15 protein-coding genes are annotated in these 17,928 nt (G+C 68.8%); 5 read left to right on the top strand and 10 right to left on the bottom strand.

Features of this window, described 5'->3' with window-relative positions; all coding sequences use genetic code 11:
- Positions 1 to 207: 207 nt before the first annotated feature.
- Complete coding sequence (locus ACTOQ3_RS42425; protein WP_440089668.1) at positions 208 to 996, bottom strand: PhzF family phenazine biosynthesis protein; 789 nt, start codon at positions 994 to 996, stop codon at positions 208 to 210.
- A gap of 206 nt (positions 997 to 1,202) precedes the next feature.
- Here ACTOQ3_RS42425 and ACTOQ3_RS42430 point away from each other — a divergent pair, with 206 nt between their 5' ends.
- A complete protein-coding gene (locus tag ACTOQ3_RS42430; RefSeq protein ID WP_329086981.1) occupies positions 1,203 to 1,595 on the top strand; it encodes a cell division protein SepF in 393 nt (130 codons plus the stop codon).
- Positions 1,596 to 1,712: 117 nt separating this feature from the next.
- On the opposite strand, the gene ACTOQ3_RS42435 is transcribed toward ACTOQ3_RS42430, so the two are convergent.
- From ACTOQ3_RS42435 to ACTOQ3_RS42455, 5 genes are all read right to left on the bottom strand, one after another.
- A complete protein-coding gene (locus tag ACTOQ3_RS42435) occupies positions 1,713 to 3,383 on the bottom strand; it encodes a hypothetical protein (RefSeq protein WP_440089670.1) in 1,671 nt (556 codons plus the stop codon).
- Positions 3,384 to 3,526: 143 nt separating this feature from the next.
- On the bottom strand, positions 3,527 to 5,281 hold the full coding sequence (argS, locus tag ACTOQ3_RS42440; protein ID WP_440089671.1) for an arginine--tRNA ligase: 1,755 nt from the start codon (positions 5,279 to 5,281) through the stop codon (positions 3,527 to 3,529).
- On the bottom strand, positions 5,278 to 7,656 hold the full coding sequence (locus ACTOQ3_RS42445; protein ID WP_440089673.1) for an HAD-IC family P-type ATPase: 2,379 nt from the start codon (positions 7,654 to 7,656) through the stop codon (positions 5,278 to 5,280). The genes argS and ACTOQ3_RS42445 overlap by 4 nt, the downstream gene beginning before the upstream one ends.
- A 116-nt stretch (positions 7,657 to 7,772) precedes the next feature.
- A complete protein-coding gene (plsX, locus tag ACTOQ3_RS42450; RefSeq protein WP_440089674.1) occupies positions 7,773 to 8,807 on the bottom strand; it encodes a phosphate acyltransferase PlsX in 1,035 nt (344 codons plus the stop codon).
- Between the two features lie 72 nt (positions 8,808 to 8,879).
- Complete coding sequence (locus ACTOQ3_RS42455) at positions 8,880 to 9,452, bottom strand: DUF1707 SHOCT-like domain-containing protein (RefSeq protein WP_440089676.1); 573 nt, start codon at positions 9,450 to 9,452, stop codon at positions 8,880 to 8,882.
- Positions 9,453 to 9,617: 165 nt separating this feature from the next.
- Here ACTOQ3_RS42455 and ACTOQ3_RS42460 point away from each other — a divergent pair, with 165 nt between their 5' ends.
- A complete protein-coding gene (locus ACTOQ3_RS42460; protein WP_440089678.1) occupies positions 9,618 to 10,952 on the top strand; it encodes a KamA family radical SAM protein in 1,335 nt (444 codons plus the stop codon).
- A 115-nt stretch (positions 10,953 to 11,067) separates the two neighbouring features.
- Here ACTOQ3_RS42460 and ACTOQ3_RS42465 read toward each other — a convergent pair whose 3' ends face one another.
- From ACTOQ3_RS42465 to ACTOQ3_RS42480, 4 genes are all read right to left on the bottom strand, one after another.
- Entirely contained in the window at positions 11,068 to 11,247 is a 180-nt protein-coding gene (locus tag ACTOQ3_RS42465; RefSeq protein ID WP_329086969.1) for a hypothetical protein, read from the bottom strand.
- A 104-nt stretch (positions 11,248 to 11,351) separates the two neighbouring features.
- A complete protein-coding gene (locus ACTOQ3_RS42470) occupies positions 11,352 to 11,873 on the bottom strand; it encodes a YbhB/YbcL family Raf kinase inhibitor-like protein (protein ID WP_440089680.1) in 522 nt (173 codons plus the stop codon).
- Positions 11,874 to 11,998: 125 nt separating this feature from the next.
- Complete coding sequence (locus ACTOQ3_RS42475) at positions 11,999 to 12,862, bottom strand: ABC transporter ATP-binding protein (RefSeq protein WP_350977587.1); 864 nt, start codon at positions 12,860 to 12,862, stop codon at positions 11,999 to 12,001.
- Positions 12,855 to 13,796 (bottom strand): ABC transporter permease, encoded by a 942-nt coding sequence (locus ACTOQ3_RS42480; RefSeq protein WP_440089682.1) that lies wholly within the window; start codon positions 13,794 to 13,796, stop codon positions 12,855 to 12,857. Before ACTOQ3_RS42480 ends, ACTOQ3_RS42475 begins: the two co-directional genes overlap by 8 nt.
- A 501-nt stretch (positions 13,797 to 14,297) precedes the next feature.
- Between ACTOQ3_RS42480 and ACTOQ3_RS42485 the strand changes: the two genes are divergently transcribed.
- The 3 genes from ACTOQ3_RS42485 (at position 14,298) to ACTOQ3_RS42495 (ending at position 17,920) form a co-directional block, all read left to right on the top strand.
- Positions 14,298 to 15,929, top strand: a complete 1,632-nt coding sequence (locus tag ACTOQ3_RS42485) for a peptide ABC transporter substrate-binding protein (RefSeq protein ID WP_440089684.1) — start codon at positions 14,298 to 14,300, stop codon at positions 15,927 to 15,929.
- Positions 15,930 to 16,044: 115 nt separating this feature from the next.
- Positions 16,045 to 16,983 carry an ABC transporter permease gene (locus tag ACTOQ3_RS42490; RefSeq protein ID WP_440089686.1) on the top strand — a complete coding sequence of 313 codons (939 nt, stop codon included), beginning with the start codon at positions 16,045 to 16,047 and terminating at the stop codon, positions 16,981 to 16,983.
- A complete protein-coding gene (locus ACTOQ3_RS42495; protein WP_440089688.1) occupies positions 16,976 to 17,920 on the top strand; it encodes an ABC transporter permease in 945 nt (314 codons plus the stop codon). The genes ACTOQ3_RS42490 and ACTOQ3_RS42495 overlap by 8 nt, the downstream gene beginning before the upstream one ends.
- Positions 17,921 to 17,928 lie beyond the last annotated feature (8 nt).

Consider the following 17,928-nt stretch of genomic DNA (forward strand, 5'->3'; position numbering starts at 1 on the left):
CCGGGGACGGTGTGGGAGAGTAGGTCACCGCCGGACAATCTTTTGAGGGCCTCCACCGTTGGTGGGGGCCCTCAGGCTTTCAAGATTTCAAGAGGGAAGGGCCTCCACCACAGGTGGGGGCCCTTTTCGCGTTAAAGGGTGTCGGGGGTTCTGTGGAAGCGGCGGTTACCGGGTCGACCGGGACCACGACACCCAGGACGCGAAACCCTAGACGTGGAGCTCGCCGGAAAGAACGGTCACCGCGTTTCCCGCGAGTTCGACCCGGTCGCCCCGTACAGCCGTGCGGACCACGCCCCCACGCTGTGACAGCTGGGCGCCCACCAACCTGTCGGAGCCGAGCTTGGCCGACCAGTACGGCGCGAGCGCGCAGTGGGCGGAGCCCGTGACCGGATCCTCAGGGACTCCAACCTTGGGAGCGAAGAACCGGGACACGTAGTCGGCGCCGGGGCGCGAGGCCCGAGCCGTCACGATGACTCCCCGCGCGTCGACGGCCTCCAGGGCGCGGAAGTCAGGGGCGGCGGCGAGCACGGCGTCCTCGGACTCGACCTCCACGAGGTAATCCCAAATATTTTTTCCTGTCCAAACAGGTTTAACTCCGAGCGCATCGATCAGTCCCCTAGGAGGGATCGTCGCTTGGAGTACTTTTGCTGGGAAATCCATGCTGATTAAGTCGTATTTATCCCTGGTCACGGACAGGATTCCGCTCTTCGTTGAGAATTCGAGGGTTTCTGGGACCGTTCCCGTGGAATACAGCACATGCGCCGCGGCCAGGGTCGCATGCCCGCACAGGGCCACCTCGGTCACCGGCGTGAACCAACGGAGCGGGTACGGTCCGCCGTCCTCCGCTCCGAGCAGGAAGGCTGTCTCGGAGTGCCTCATCTCCGCCGCCACGGACTGCATCCAGGTGTCAGGGACCGGATTGCTGAGTACGCAGACCCCGGCGGGGTTACCCTTGAAAAATTCATCGGTAAACGAATCGACCGTGTAGACGAGCATGACGCGATGCTAGCGGCGCCGGAGATATCGGTTGAAGTTGGGTCAGGAGATCAGGCAAAGTCGGGGATCAGGCAAACCAGTGCGGTAGCCGTACAAAGTGGAAATAAGCGCTGGGCGTGTCGCATGGCGAACTTCTTGTCGTCGGTTACCGTCCAAGGTGTAGGGACAGGCCGGATACGGCGTGGTCCTGGCGAAAGGACGAGCCGATGGGGGCAGTGCGCAAGGTGGCGAGCTACCTTGGCCTGGGCGGGGCCGAGCATTATGACGAGTCCTACGACTACGAGGACGAGGTCGAGGGCGAAGAGGAAGACTGGCAGTCTGCCTCGGAGCGTGCGGCCAAGCGCTGGCGCGCGATGAACGAGCCCTCGCGGATCGTGATGCTGACACCGATGAAGTACAACGACGCACCGGTCATCGGACAGCACTTCCGCGACGGCCAGACCGTCATCATGGATGTCAGCGGTATGAGCACCGCAGAGGCCACCCGCATGGTCGACTTCGTCGCGGGGCTGGCGTACGGCTGCGAGGGGCGCATCGAGCGGATCGCGGAGAAGGTCTTCCTGCTGGCCCCCGCCGAGGTGGAGATCACCAACGGTTGACGCCTGGCACGGCCTCGCCGGTACGGGTCCTGAGCGATCGGATCCGTACGGGTGCGAGGCCGGCCTCGGCGAAGGACCGCGCACCGATGGCGAGGCCGCGTGTCCGACGGTGACCGGTCAGCCCGCTCGGGGGCCCCGGCGGAGCAGGCGGGTGAGCTCGGCCAGGTCGGAGGTCGCTGTCTTGATCCGGCCCTCAGACTCGTGGGCGTACTCATGCAGTGCCCACACCGCGCCCTGGGCGAGTTCCCTGAGCTCGGCGAGCTGGGTGATGACGTATTCGGCGTCCGCTCGCTCACGCTGCCGCCTGCGCCACAGCCTGTAGGCGCCTCCCGCGGCGGGCAGGAGTGCGAGCGGCGCGAGAGGGAGGACGGGAAGGACGAGCGCGACCACCAGGATCACCGGGGCCAGGGCGAGCAGCACGTAGGCCGCCCAGGGACGGCTACGAGCCGGCGCTCCCTCGGTGGCGATCCGCTCCTCGGCGGCCCTCATCGACTCGGGATCCGGGCCCTCGGGCCTGAGCGTCACCTGGTGGCCGAGGATCGGCATGGTGACCGACTCGGGTGCCTCGGCCCGGGTGGTCTCGGCGAGGGTCTCGGCCGCGGCCCGCACGATGGGCGCGGCCACGTGCAACGCGATCGCGGCCAGGTAGGGGTGGGAGCCGGGGCGCAGGTCGCCGAGCAGGTGGACGGCGAGCGGCCTCATCGGTCGTTCGTGGATGCCGGAACCCGTCAGCTGGCGGAGAACGGTCAGCGGCTCGTCCTCGCTCCACACGACGGCCGCCTCGCCGGAACGGTCCGCCTGCGCGGCGGTGACGAGCGCGAGGCCACCCAGGTCACCGGCTGTTCCCTCCGTACGGTCGCGCGCCTCATCGAGCGCGCCACCGGCCGCCCGAGCCGCGGAACCGCTCACGGAATCGGTCTTCCCGGCGGTGGCGCCATCGCCTCCCCTGCTCTCGCGGGCCGAGGTGATCGCGGCGCAGCGGTCGAGCAGGTGGGCCAGCCGGGCTGCGGCGTGTACGGGGGCGGCCAGCTCGGGGAGTTCGGCGAGCTCCGTGAAACCGGCCAGGGCCGGTGACACGGCGGTGGAGGGTTCGTCGGGGATCAGCGCGCGCAGCCACCGGTCGGGCTCGGAGGCGGGAGAGGCGGCCACCGCGTCGAGCTTGCGGAGAACGAAGATCTTGCCTGCCGGGCCGTACGCCCCGCGGGCGGCGGCGAGCCAGAGCGCCCGCTGGCCGTGGGTCACCGGGCGGTCCAGGGACAGCTCGCCGAAGGCGGTGCCGAGCCACGAGGCGTGGATGCGGTCGCCCTGGCCGGCCACGGCGAGGGCGAGGCAGAGGAAGAGCGCGGTCCGCTGCTCGTCACGCTGCGCGGCGCGGGCGAGGGGTTCGAGCGACTCCTCGCCGCGCATGAGCAGCACGAGCGCCTCGACGGCCGGAGCCAGCCAGTGGCCGGACACGTCTTCGAGGCCCGCCGGTACGCCGGTGGGGACGATGCCGGCGGCCAGGTCGGTGAGGAGCGCGTCGGCACAGCGGCGCAGCTCTGTCTCGGCGGGTGGAGCATCGGCGTGTGGGACATCGATGCGCGAGACCGCGGTGTCCATGCTCGCGATGTTCGTGCCCGTGGTCAGGCCGGTGTCCACGTCCGCGGTCGGATCCGTGTCCGCTACGACCAGATCCGCCTCCAACGCCGCGGCCAGGTCGGTGCTCACGCTCGTGCCCAGGCCCACGGTCAGCTCGGTGCTCAGGCTCGCGGTGTCCGTGCTCACGTTCGCGGTCAGGTCCGTGCTCAAGGCAGAGAGCTCCCCGAAGTTGTGACCGATGACCGCGCCAGCGTATTGCGCTTCGGACATCCCCGCAGGGAGGCGCGCCGAACATGACTTTGCCAGACGATCGCCTTCATTTTCGCAATAAAGACGATCATCTGGTGGACAGGTTACATGCGCTCGGGTGCCGGGACGCCGAGAAGGCTCAGGCCGGTCTCCAGAACCTTCAGGGTCAGCGCGCACAGGGCGAGCCGCGAGGCGCGAGTGGCCGCGTCGACGTCGTCCTTCAGCACCGGGCAGTTCTCGAAGAACGTGGTGAAGGCGCTCGCGGTGTCGAAGAGGTAGGAGGCCATCTTGTGCGGCGCCGAGTTCTCCGCCATCTCCTCGACGACCGAGCCGAACCCGAGGAGTTGCAGCGCCAGGGCGCGCTCGGCCGGGTGACCCAGCACGATCGGGCCGGTCGTCTCGGCCGGGGTGACCCCGCCCTTGCGGAAGATGGAACGGATGCGGGCCTGGGCGTACTGCAGGTAGGGGCCGGTGTTGCCGGTGAGGGCGAGCATGCGGTCGAAGTCGAAGACGTACTCGCTGTCGTGGCTGACCGACAGGTCGGCGTACTTGACCGCGCCCATGCCGACGGCGTGCGCGATCTCCGTGCGCTCGGCGTCGGCGTAGTCGCTGTTCCTGAGCACCTCGGCGGCCCTGGTCTCGGCCTCGTCGAGCAGCTCCACGAGCTTGATGGACTTCCCGCTCCTGGTCTTGAACATCTTGCCGTCGGAGCCCAGCACGCTGCCGATCTGGATGTGCTCGGCCCTGACGTGGTCGGGCAGCCAGCCCGCCAGCCTGGCCGAGTCGAACACCATCGACATGTGCAGCGACTGGGTCACGCCGATCACGTAGAGGATGCGGTCGGCCTTGAGATCCTGGACCCGGTAGCGGATCGTGGCCATGTCGGTGGTGCCGTAGCCGTAGCCGCCGTCACTCTTGCGGATCATCAGGGGCAGCGGCTGGCCCTCGCGGCCGGTGTAGCCGGGCGGGAAGACGCAGAGCGCGCCGTCGCTGAGGACGGCGATGCCGCGCTCCTGCAGCTCGTCGCAGACCTGGGCGAGCACGTGGTTGTACATGCTCTCGCCGGCGATGTCGTCGTTGGTCAGCGTCACACCGAGCTGGGCGTAGACCTTGTTGAAGTAACGGACCGTGGCGTTCATGAAGATGTGCCACAGGCGCATCGTCTCGGGCTCTTCGGCCTGCAGGGTGACGACCCGGCTGCGGGCGCGCTTGTTGAACTCGGGGTCGGTGTCGAACTTCAGACGGGCGGCCTGGTAGTAGGGGTTGCCCTCGCCGGCCTCCAGCTGGGCGACGGCGGCCTCCTCGCCGATGTCGAGCAGGTGCTCGATGAGCATGCCGAACGGCGTGCCCCAGTCACCGAGGTGGTTCTGCCGGATGACCTTGTGGCCCAGGTGCTCGTGGACCCTGGCGAGCGCGTCACCGACGATCGTCGTGCGCAGGTGGCCGACGTGCATCTCCTTGGCCGCGTTGGGCGCGGAGTAGTCGATCACGACGGTCTGCGGCGAGGCGGACAGGCTCACGCCGGTGCGCGGGTCGGCCAGGATCTCGGAGGCGCCGGCCGCGATCCACTCGTCGGAGAGGGTGAGGTTGAGGAAGCCGGGGCCGCTGACCTCGACGGTGCCGGGGAACGGGTCGTCCTGGGCGTCTCCGGCCCGCCCGGTGAGATGCTCGGCGATCTCCTGGGCGACCTCCCGCGGTGCCCGTCGCAGTCGCTTGCTCAGGCTCATCGCCACGTTCGCCTGGTAGTCGGCGAACTGCGAGGGACGGATCAGCGGGTCTGCGTCGGAGTACTCCGCACCGAAGGCGGCGGCCAGTGCCTGCTGGACGCGCTCGGTCAGTGCGAGCTGCGGGTCGGTCATGCTCCAAGGGTATCGGCTGGCCGGTCCTGAACCGATTTGATATCACCCGGGATCGGCTCCGTACGGCGGGATCGCGCGATCATGAAGACGCCCGTCAGCACGACCCCGGCGGCGACGCCGAGCCCGGCCGCGGTGAGACCGGCGGCGGGGCCACCGAGGGTGAGCGCGAAGAACTCGCGGGCGAACGGGACGGCGAGGGTGAGCGCGAACAGCCCGGCCATCGAGGCCACGAGCACCACCCGCCACCAGACGTACGGGCGGGCGACCAGGACCAGCACCCACCAGGCGGCGACGAACAGCGTGATCACCGCGGAGGTGCGGCTCTCCTCCAGGGTGGCGGACCCGCTCTGGGCGATCCAGTACGACAGGTAGACGGCGGCGGCGCAGACGATCCCGGCGGGGACCGCCAGGCGGAGCACGCGGGGCACGAAGCCGCTCCTGGCGCGCTCGTTGCTCGGCGCGAGCGCGAGGAAGAAGGCGGGGATGCCGATCGTCAGGGCGTTGACCAGCGTGGAGTGCCGGGGAGCGAACGGGAACGCGAGCCCGATGACCCCGGTGAGCAGGGAGAGCACGATCGCGTAGAAGGTCTTGGTCAGGAAGAGCCCGGCGACCCGCTCGATGTTGGCCAGCACCCGGCGGCCCTCGCCCACCACGGAGGGGAGGCCGGCGAAGCCGTCGTCCATCAGTACGATCTGGGCGACCGCCCGGGTGGCGCCGCTGCCGGAGCCCATCGCCACGCCGAGGTCGGCGTCCTTGAGCGCGAGCACGTCGTTCACGCCGTCGCCGGTCATCGCGACCGTGTGCCCGCGCGACTGGAGCGCGCCGACGAACAGCCGCTTCTGGTGCGGGCTGACCCGGCCGAAGACGGTGTTGGCCTCCATGATCTCGGCGAGCTTCTCCGGGTCGTCCTCCGGCAGGGTGCGGGCGTCCACCGCGCGCTCCCCGCCGGGGATGCCCAGGGAGGTGGCGATGGCCGACACCGACTCGGGGTTGTCGCCGGAGATGACCTTGACGGTGACGTGCTGCCCGGCGAAGTAGGCGAGGGTCTCGGCCGCGTCCGGGCGGATCCGCTGCCTGAGCACGACGACGGCCGCGGCCTCGACGGTGCCGAGGTCGTCGGGATCGCGCAGCGAGGTGACCCGGCACAGGGCGAGCACCCGCAGGCCGGTGGCGGCGAGCACCCCGGCCTCGTCGTACGCGGGGGTGCCGGGCGGCAGGAGGACGTCGGGGGCGCCCAGGACCCAGCCGCCGTGGTCGTCGAACCCGGCGCCGCTCCATTTGCGGGCCGAGGAGAAGGGGACCTTCGCGGTGGCGGTCCAGCCGGGCGAGTCGGGGTAGCGGGCCTGGACGGCGCGGGCGGTGGGGTTGGGGTCGGGGTCGAGGTTGGCCAGCGCGGCCAGGGCCTCGTGCACGGGCAGGTCGTCGCGGAGCGGGCGGACCTCGTCGAGTTCCATGCCGCCCGAGGTGAGGGTGCCGGTCTTGTCGAGGCAGAGCGTGTCGACCCGGGCCAGGATCTCGATCGCGGGTAGTTCCTGGACCAGGCAGTGGCGCCTGCCCAGCCGGATCACGCCGACGGCGAAGGCGATGCTGGTCATCAGGACCAGGCCCTCGGGGATCATGGTGACGATGCCCGCGACCGTGCCGGTGACGGCCTCGCCGACGCTCGTCTGCCTGCTGACCTGGCTCCAGGTGAGCAGGGCACCGATCGGGATGACCAGCCAGGTCACGTACTTGATGAACCGCGTGACGCCTTCGCGCAGCTCCGAGTGGGACAGGCTGAACGCGCTGGCCTCCTCGGCGAGCCTGGCCGCGTAGGCGTCGCGGCCGACCCTGGTCGCGACATAGGAGCCTCTTCCCGCGACCACGAAGCTGCCGGACAGGACCTCGTCGCCGGGACGCTTGTGCACCGGGTCGGCCTCGCCGGTGAGCAGCGACTCGTCCGCCTCCAGGCCGTCGGCGTCCACCATCTCGCCGTCGACCAGCAACTGGTCGCCGGGGGAGAGCAGGACGAGATCGCCGAGCACGACCTGCCGGGGTGGGATCTCGGTGTCGGCGCCGTCCCTGCGGACCCTGACCGGGGACTCGTTGACGATGGCGAGCCGGTCGAGGGTGCGCTTGGCGCGGAGCTCCTGGACGATGCCGATGCCCGCGTTGGCCACGATCACCAGTCCGAAGAGCCCGTCCTGCCACTCCCCGAAGATCATGATCAGCACCCAGAGCGCACCGATCACCCCGTTGAAAAGGGTGAGGACGTTGGCCCTGACGATCGCCGAGACCGACCTGCTCGACCGGCGCCTGACGTCGTTGACCTGCCCGGCGACCACGCGCTCGGCGACCTCGGCCGCGGTCAGCCCCCGTTCCGCCACCTGCTCCACGCGGCCCCCCGCCGATCGACTGGGACTCAGGGTACGCGGGGCCGGAGAACGCGGTGGGAGGTGCCACCCGGTACGCCGGAAATATCACCACAGGTGGGCGGAGCGTGCACGAGATGTCACCAGAGGCGGTGCGGGCGGGGAGTGGAGGCGAGACGCTCGCCGATGCGGTTCACCACGCCCTCCTGGGCCAGTCTGGCCGCGAGCACGCAGGCGGAACTCACCCCCTTGGCGTGCGAGGCGCCGTGCGCGATGACCACGGTGCCGTTCAGGCCGAGCAGCACGGCCCCGCCGTGAACCTCGGGGTCGAGCCGCCGGTAGAGCTCCCTGATGCGCCTCTTCTGCAGCAGTCCGCCCACCCTGGCCGCCCGGCTCTCGTTGATCGTCTCGCGGAGCTCGGCGAAGGCGTAGCGGACGCTGCCCTCCATGGTCTTGAGCGCCACGTTGCCGGTGAAGCCGTCGGCGACGATGACGTCCACGGTGTGGGTGAGCAGGTCGTGGCCCTCGATGTTGCCCGCGAAGTCGAGCCCCGGGGCGGCCGACAGTAACTCGTGGGCCCGCTTGACGAGCTTGTTGCCCTTCTCCGGTTCGCTGCCGATGGTCAGCAGGCCGATCCTGGGCTTCTCGATGCCCAGGGCGGTCTCCGCGTAGGCGGCGCCGAGGTGGGCGAACTGCACCAGCATCTCCGGCTTGACCTCGGCGTTCGCCCCGGCGTCCAGCAGGACGGTCGGGGTGGGCCTGGTCGGCAGGGCGACGGCGATGGCGGGCCTGAGCACTCCCGGCTGGCCGCGGAGCCTGAGCTTTCCGGTGGCCACGATCCCGGCGGTGGAACCGGCGGAGACCACGGCGCAGGCGTCGCCCCGGCGTACGAGGTGGCAGGCGATGGCGATGCTGGAACGCGGCCGGCGCAGGCTGGCGAGGGCGCCCTCGTCCATGGCCAGGGCCTCCTCGGCGCGGACGATCGGGATCTCGGTGGTCGCGTCGTACCGGGAGAGCGCCTCGGACAGAGGGCGGGGGGCGCCGACGAGCACGACGGAGATCCCGTGCTCTCGTACCGCCCGCACGGCTCCCGCCACGATCTCGTCGGGGGCGTTGTCGCCGCCCATCGCGTCCAGGGCGATCGGCATGGCGCCGGGAGCGTCGGTCTCAGGCAAGCGGTCACCTCGTGCGGGATGGTTTGTCCGCATCGTAGGCGGGCTCAGGACCGGATCGTTCCGTGGGGCCGATCAGGGAGTGCCGGGGAGATTCCAGTCGCTTCTCTCCCGCGAGACGATGATCTTGCCGAAGGTGGCCCGGCCGACGACCCTGATGACCGGGCCGTCGCCGTCGCCCGCGCCGCCGGAGACGCTGCGCTTGGCGAACAGCGCGCCGACCTCGTCGATGACGTGGGCGTCGTGGGGGACCCTGACGATCAGCTTGCCGCAGTAGGAGTTGACCTCAAGGGTGATCTCCCGGCCCGGCAGCACCGCGTCGGAGAGGTCGACGATCAGCGCGCCGAAGGTGGCGCGCAGCGCGGTGTGCCGCCCGGCGATCCAGCGTCCGCCGCGCACGACCTTGCTGAAGACGGCGGCGACCTCCTGCCGCTCGGCGGCGACCCCGCGGGCGGGCGCGGTGATGTCGGGCAGGTCGCGGGTGAGGGGGACGAGGTCGTCCGTCGTGACGGCGGTGTAGGCGGCCTCCAGCCGGTCGGCGTGCTCGACGCTGGTCAGGCGGCCGGCGGCGAACGCCTCACCCAGCACCGCGGCCACATGGTCGCGATCGGCGTCTGAGGCGCGCAGGACGGGGTCATAGGACGTCATGACCGCGAGTGTACGACCATTCAAGATATATCGCGATGCTTGTTTCATGAAGAAGTCGCCGAGATATGGAACCGGTCACAGGGGGGTTTACGTCCGGTATATAAGTGGTCAAAGACGCACGAGAGGCAGCTGAGGTTTACCGCAACAAGAACAAAAAAACGAAACATGGGATTGGTGATCTTGAACGAAGCTTCCAAACGCGGGTTCCGGGCCTACACCGCGAAACACCTCGACGACCTGCTGCGCAGAGGCGGCCTGGGTGACGACGAGCGGCTGCGGATCAGAGCGGTGGCGACGGTGCTGCCCTTCCGCACCAACGCCTACGTGGTGGACCGGCTCATCGACTGGTCGGCCGTCCCGGAGGACCCCATCTATCGGCTGGTCTTCCCCCAGGAGGACATGCTGCCCGAGGCGGACGTCACCAGGCTGGCGGGCCTGCTGCGGGCCGGCGCGGGGAACGCCGAGATCCAGGCGGCGGCGAACAAGGTCAGGATGAGGCTCAACCCGCACCCCGCCGGTCAGCTCGACCTCAACGTCCCGCGCGTCGGCACCGAGCCGGTGCCCGGCATGCAGCACAAATATCCTGAGACGGTGCTCTTCTTCCCCAAGCAGGGGCAGACGTGCCACGCCTACTGCACCTACTGCTTCCGGTGGGCCCAGTTCATCGGGGAGCCCGACCTGAAGTTCGCCTCCGACGACGTCGACGCCCTCGTCCGCTATCTCAAGGACCACCCCGAGGTGACCAGCGTGCTGCTCACCGGCGGGGACCCCATGATCATGGGTGAGCCGGTGCTCCGCCGCTATCTGGAGCCGCTGCTCGGCATCGAGCAGCTCGAGTCCATCCGCATCGGCACCAAGTCGCTGGCCTACTGGCCGCAGCGGTTCGTCTCCGACCCCGACAGCGACGACACGCTCCGCCTGTTCGCCTCGGTGGTCGACGCGGGCAAGAACCTGGCCTTCATGGCGCACTTCTCGCATCCCCGGGAGCTGGACCTCCCGATCGTCGAGGCCGCCGTCGCGGGGATCACGGCCACCGGCGCGGTCGTCAGGACGCAGGCGCCGCTGATCCGGTCGATCAACGACGACCCCGGGACCTGGTCGTCCATGTGGCGCAGGCAGCTCACCATGGGCATGATCCCGTACTACATGTTCGTCGAGCGCGACACCGGCCCGCAGGACTACTTCGCGGTGCCGCTCGCCAGGGCCTACGAGATCTTCAGGGGCGCCTACGCGAGCGTTTCCGGGCTGTGCCGCACCGTGCGGGGCCCGTCGATGTCCGCCACGCCCGGCAAGGTCTGCCTGGACGGCGTCGCCGAGGTCGCGGGGCAGAAGGTCTTCGTGCTCCACCTCATCCAGGCGCGCGATCCGGAACTGGTCGGCCGCCCCTTCTTCGCGAGATACGACCCGAACGCCGTGTGGCTCACCGATCTGCGCCCGGTCTTCGCCGACCGTTTCCCCTTCGAGCCCGCCACCGTCGCCCCCCAGCGACTGTCGGCCTGATCCGCCCCCCGGCGGCACGGGGACCCGTGGATCGCGCACGGCGACGGTGAAGGCCGGTGAGGGGTCGTGGGCGGTGGGGAGGCCGGCCGGTGCGCACGGCCGGCCCCCCACCGCCTCAGCGTCCCGGGCCCCGCACGGAGGTGCGACGGGCGATCTCGGCCTGGAGTCTGGCCATCTGCCAGTGCAGCTCGATGAGCTGCTCGGTCAGCTGGAGACGCGGAATCTCTGACGGGTCCTCGACGGACAGGTGGTCGATCGCGGTGGACAGCTCTCGCATCGCGCGCCCCCACTCCATGACGGCTTCCTTGGATCGAAACAACGTTCGAATCATACCGGAACACCGAACACGCTGTCAGTCCATTGCCTCCCGTGTCCCACCCCCGGGGCGTGCCGTACTCGCTAGTTCTGGTATTCGGGCGTCACGTATCCGCGGGCCAGGGTGTGGGCGGTGATGTTGAAGCCCACCACGGCGGGCGGGGTGTCGGTGTCGACGCCGAGTTTCTCCACGTCGAGGGCGTGCACCGCGAAGATGTAGCGGTGCGGGGGCCCGGGCGGCGGTGCGGCGCCGCCGTAGGCGTTGTGGCTGTAGTCGTTGCGTCCGTGCACGCCCACGCCGCCGTCGCCGGCACCCGCGCCGGCGGGCAGCTCGGTCACGTCGGCCGGGATGTCGAACAGCAGCCAGTGCCAGAACCCGCTGCCGGTGGGGGCGTCGGGGTCGAAGCACGTCACGGCGTAGCTGAGGGTGCCCTCGGGGGCGCCGGACCAGCGCAGGTGGGGAGAGACGTTCTGGCCGGTGGAGCCCCAGTCGTTGAACACGTGGGCCTCCGCCATGCGTTCGCCGTCGCGGACGTCGTCGCTCTCGACGGTCAGCGCGGGAACCTGGGGCAGGAAGTCATACGGAATCGGTGGCCGCGTGGACACGATTCACCTCCGATGGAAGCGTCTTGTCGGTCGCTCCTCATCCTGCCCTGCCACCGGGCCCCGTAGCGATCAGAGGCCGGGCGATTGGACGCCGTGGTGATCGGATCGCGTCGCGGGCGGCGCGATCAGACCTTGTTGTAGGCGGCGAGGACCGTCTTCGGGTCGCCGTCCATCCTGATCTTGCCCTTGTGCAGCCAGATGACCCGGTTGCAGGTCTCCTCGATCACGTCGAGGTTGTGGGCGACCAGGAAGACGGTGCCGGCCTCGTCGCGCATCTTCTTGATGCGGTCCTGGCTCTTGCGCCGGAACTCGCGGTCACCGGTGGCCAGGGCCTCGTCGATGAGCAGCACGTCGTGGGACTTGGCCGAGGCGATGGCGAAGCGGAGCCTGGCGCCCATGCCCGAGGAGTAGGTCGACATGGGGAACTGCACGAACTCCCCGATGCCGGAGAAGTCGACGATGTCGTCGTACTTCTCCTTGACCTGCGCGGGGTTCATGCCCATCGCGTAACAGCCGAGCACGATGTTGCGCTCGCCGGTGAGCTCGCGCATCAGCGCGGCGTTGACGCCGAGCAGGGAGGGCTGGCCGTCGGTGTAAACAGCGCCGGAGTGCGGGGGCAGGAGCCCGGCGATGGCGCGCAGCAGCGTGGACTTGCCGGAGCCGTTGCGGCCGACGATGCCGATGGCGTCGCCGTGGCGGGCCACGAACGACACGCCGCGCACGGCGTGGACCTCCTTCATCTGCGGCCGTCCCTGGCGCTTGACGAGGCGCATGAGGGCGTTGACGGCGTTGCCCTTCTCCGTGTCGCTGGCCGCGCCGTACACCCGGTAGATGATGTGCAGGTCGTCCACGATGACCGTGGGTGTGCCCTCGCGCTCGTCGGCGGGCGCGGGGGCGGGTTCCGGGTTGGGGTGCACCCTGACGTCCGTGCTCGGCACGGCGGGCTCCTCGGCCTTCACTCGGGACAGCTCCTCGGTCAACTCAGCCACGGCCGTACTTCTCCTCGGCTCGCCAGAAGTACCAGAACCCGCCGAGCAGAGCGAACACCGCCCAGAATACGCAGACCGCCCAGATGTAGGGCCGGGGGTCGTGGGTATGCATGAGCAGGTCCCGCATGAGCTCGATGTACGCGGCGGCCGGGTTGAAGTACATGATGTCGGCGACCCACTGGGGGAGGCCGGCGCCGCCGGGGCCCACGACCTTGTCCTCGATGGAGAAGAAGACGCCGGAGGCGTAGAGCCAGGTGCGCATGATGAAGGGCAGCAGCTGGTTCAGGTCGCGGGCGGTGGAGCCGAACCGGGCGAGCACCAGGCTCGCGCCGATGTTGAACATGGTCTGCAGCGCCAGGGCGACCGGGATCAGCAGCCAGTACAGGGTGATGGGCTCCTTGGTGAGCAGCACCAGCCCGAACAGCACGCCCATGGAGATGAGCAGCTGCTGGAACTCCTGGATCGTGTAGGCGAGCGGGAGCGCGGCGCGCGGGAAGTGCAGGGCGCGGATGAGCGACAGGTTGCCGGAGATCGCCCTGGCGCCGCCGCTCACCGAGCGCTGGGTGTAGGTGAAGACGAACATCCCGGTGATGAGGAAGGCCGGGTAGTTCTCGATGCCCTTGCTCGCGCCGAGGATCAGGCCGAACATCAGGAAGTAGATGGCGGCGTTGAGCAGTGGCGTGATGACCTGCCACAGCTGGCCCAGGGCCGAGTTGCTGTACTTCGAGACGTTGCGCGACGTGGCGTACGTCATGATGAAGTGCCGTCGGTCCCACAACTGGCGCAGGTAGACGGGCAGACTCGGGCGTGCGATGGCACGCCGAAGTCCGTGGCGCGCGGCGAGCTTGGCCAGCGGCTCTTGCCCCTGCTCGGGGGTGCCGTTACTCGGGCCGCCCGCCTGGGCGTCCGCGATCGCGGATTCCGGCTGGCTCATGGCAAGGACTCTATTGGATGCGAGTGGATGAAGTGCCTGCGGCGGGGTCCCGCCGCACACATTGGACGGGATCTCCGGCCCGTAGGTTCCAGGGCAATTGTGCGGTTCTCCCGCGGGAGACCGGACCCTTGGCGATCACGTAAGCGCAGGCCCAGGTCAGGGTCATCGGAGGGTAACGGATGCGAGCAGTGCCGCCGCGGGGGTATTTTGGCGTGACCGTTCATGTCCTACGTGTGCCTGGATGTCGTTTTCATACGCATCTGGGATCTTGGCATCGTCGAGTTGGCAGGTATGTGACGCCGAATCGGTTCATGCGTGACCGAACTGCAACATCACAGATATAAGTCGGTGTGGAGCGGTAGGGAATAGTCGCGATCGATCGGTGTGGCGTCAGCACCCGGACCGGAACAGCGGGAAGCAGGGACCACAAGATCCTCCTTCGCGGTGCTCGGGTCACGGACTCAGTGTCGACGTAAGCCTGCAAAGGGAGGATTTACCGCAATGCGCGTTTCTAAGGGTGCGCGGCTCACCGCCGGCACCGCGTTGCTCGCCCTCGCGCTGACCGCGTGTGGCAGCTCGACGTCCTCGGATGGTGGGACGGCCGCGGCCGACCAGCCCGTGCGTATGGAGCTCGGCGAGCCGCAGAAGCTCTTCTACCCCGGTGACACCACCGAGTCCGAGGGCTCCGAGGTCATGGCCGCCATCTTCGCCCCGCTGGTCGGCTACGACGAGAACAAGCAGGTCGTGAACGAGGTCGCCGAGTCGATCGAGTCGACCGACAACACGGTGTGGACGATCAAGCTCAAGCCCGGCTACACCTGGCACAACGGCGAGAAGCTGATCGCGCAGAACTACGTCGACGCGTGGAACTACGCCGCCAACCAGGACAACGTCCAGGGCGCAAACGGCTTCTTCAGCCGGGTCGACGGCTGGGCCGACCTGAACCCGGGCGAGGGCCAGACCGTCTCCACCAAGGAGATGAAGGGCCTGAAGGTCATCGACGAGAGCACCTTCAGCGTCACCCTCGCCAAGCCGTTCTCGCAGTTCAAGACGATGCTGGGCTACACGGCGTTCTACCCGCTGCCCAAGGCGGCCTTCGGCCCCGACGGCAAGGTCACCGAGGAGTACGCCAAGAAGCCGATCGGCCAGGGCTACTTCCAGATCGACAAGCCCTACAACAAGGGCACCGACCAGACGATCGACCTCACCCGGTACGACAAGTTCGCCGGGACGAAGCCGAAGTTCACCAAGCTCCAGTTCAAGCTCTACACGAGCCCGGAGACCGCGTTCAACGACCTGGCCGCGGGCAACCTCGACGTGCACGACTCGCTGCCCCCCTCGGCGATCGCCCGGGCCAAGTCGGAGCTCGGCGAGCGCTACATGGACGAGGCGGACGCCGGCGTCGGCTACATCGGCTTCCCGCTGCAGTACAACAAGACGTACGCGAACGTGAAGGTCCGCGAGGCCATCTCCATGGCCATCGACCGCGCGACCATCGCCGACAAGGTCTTCTCCGGCACGCGCGCCCCGGCCGACGACTTCATCAACCCCCTCCTCGAGGGTTACCGCGCCGGTGCCTGCGCGGCCTGCAGCTACGAGCCCGACAAGGCCAAGGCGCAGTACGCGGAGAACAACGGCCCCAAGACGCTGGAGCTGGGCTACAACACCGACGGCCCGCACAAGGAGTGGATCGAGGCCGTCGCGAACAGCCTCCGCGCCAACCTGGGCATCGAGGTGACGGTCAAGCCCTTCGAGAAGTTCGCCTCGATTCTCGACGAGCTCGACAAGAAGACCTACGGCGGCATGTTCCGCATGGGCTGGGCGATCGACTACCCGTCGGCGGAGAACTACCTGACCCCGATCTTCTCCACTGTCGCGATCAAGACCGGCTCCAACTACGCCGGCTGGTCGAACAAGGAGTTCGACGAGCTCCTGGCCAAGGGCGACACCGCCCCGACGCAGGAGGAGGGCCTGAAGTTCTACCAGCAGGCCGACGACATCCTGATCAAGGAACTGCCGTACATTCCGGTGTACTTCTACCGGACCAACGCCGCGTTCTCCCAGCACGTCAAGGGCGTCAAGATCAATCTTCTCAACCAGATCGAGTGGACCGAGGTCGAGAAGGCCAGCTGACGACCGGTTGAGGGCCGGGCGGGAGCCCGGCCCCACCGGCCGCCCGGAACGATCTCGCGGCACCGTGTGACCCGCCGGTCCGCGAGATCGCCCCGGGTACCTACGGGAGATACGAATGGGCCGTTACATCCTCAGGCGCCTGATCCAGGCGATACCAGTCCTGGTGGGCGCCACCCTGCTCATCTACGCCATCGTCTTCGCGCTGCCCGGAGACCCCATCGCGGCGCTGGCGGGCGAGAAGCGCATAGACCCCAACATCGTCGCCATCCTGCGCGAGCAGTACCACCTGAACGACCCGTTCCTGGTGCAGTACTGGTACTACATCACCGGCCTGCTCGGCGGTGACTTCGGTACCACCTTCGCCGGCGTCGGGGTCGACGAGATCATGGCCGGCAAGTTCCAGGTGACCATCAACCTGGCGGCGACCGCCCTGGTGATGGAGGCCGTCATCGGCGTGGGGCTCGGCCTGTACGCGGCGCTGCGCCACGGCAAGGCCAGCGACTCGATGATCCTCGCCTCCACCCTGGTGCTGATCTCCATCCCCACCCTGGTGACCGGCTTCGTGCTCCAGCTGCTGCTGGGCGTGAAGCTCAAGCAGGCCGGGATCGACCTCTTTCCCGTCGCGGGCGTGACGGAGGGCTGGCGCAGCTACCTGCTGCCCGGCTTCGTGCTCGCGGGGACGTCGATCGCCTACCTCACCCGGCTGGCCAGGAACAGCCTGGTGGAGATCCTGCGCGCCGACTACATCCGCACCGCGGTGGCCAAGGGCCTGCCCCGGAACCGGGTCGTCGGGCGGCACGCGCTGCGCAACGCGCTGATCCCGCTGGTCACCTACCTGGGCGCCGACCTCGGTACGTTGATGGGCGGCGCGGTGATCACCGAGACGATCTTCAACCTGCCGGGCATCGGCCAGCAGCTGTTCAGCTCCGTGTACCTGCGCGAGCAGCCCGTGGTCGTCGGCATCGTGACCGTCCTGGTGCTGATCTACATCCTTGCCAACCTGGTCGTCGACCTGCTCTACGCCGTGCTCGACCCGAGGATCCGTTATGAGTGACACTCTTGTCCCGGCCGGAGGGCAGACCGGGAACCCCAAGCACGGCAGGCCCAGAAGGGGCGCCAAGGGCGCCAAGGCGCCCAAGGCCGCGAGCCTGTGGGGCGACGCCTGGTACGACCTGCGCCGCCGCCCGCTCTTCATCGGGGCGTCCCTCCTCATCGCCGTCCTGGTCGTCATGGCGGTGGTCCCCTCGCTGTTCACCTCGGTGAACCCGTTCGACGCCAAGAGCTGCGACCTGGGCGACGCCCGGCTGGGCATGAGCGCGACCCACTGGTTCGGCACCGACAACCTCGGCTGCGACATCTACGCCCGCACCATCTACGGCGCCCGCAACTCGATCGTGGTCGGGCTGGCCACCACCGTCGTCACCGCGATCGTGGGCGGCCTGCTCGGTCTCTTCGCGGGATTCAGGGGCGGCACGCTGGACACCCTGCTCTCCCGGCTCACGGAGATCTTCTTCGCGATCCCGTCGATCCTCGGCGCCCTGCTCATCCTGGCGGTCTTCCGCACGGGCAACGTGTGGACCGTCATGCTCGCGCTGGCCGTGCTGACCTGGCCGATGACGTACCGGATCATGCGGGCGGCGGTGATCACCGCCAAGAGCCAGGACTACGTGCTCGCGGCGAGGGCGCTCGGCGCCTCCGCGTCGAGGATCATGTTCCGGCACATCCTGCCGAACGCGATCGCCTCGGTGATCGTGGTCGCCACGATCAACCTGGGCTACTTCATCGCCGCGGAGGCCGGCCTGTCCTTCCTCGGTGTGGGCCTGCGCTCGCCCGACATCTCCTGGGGGCTCATGATCTCCGATGCCAGGGAGCGCTTCCTGGAGGCTCCGTGGGCGCTGCTGTTCCCGGCGCTGTTCCTGAGCCTGACGGTGCTGGCCTTCATCATGCTGGGCGACGCCGTCCGCGACGCCCTCGACCCGAAGCTGCGGTAGGGGGACCC

The sequence above is a fragment of the Streptosporangium sp. LJ11 genome (genome assembly GCF_051918945.1).
Taxonomy (GTDB): domain Bacteria; phylum Actinomycetota; class Actinomycetes; order Streptosporangiales; family Streptosporangiaceae; genus Streptosporangium.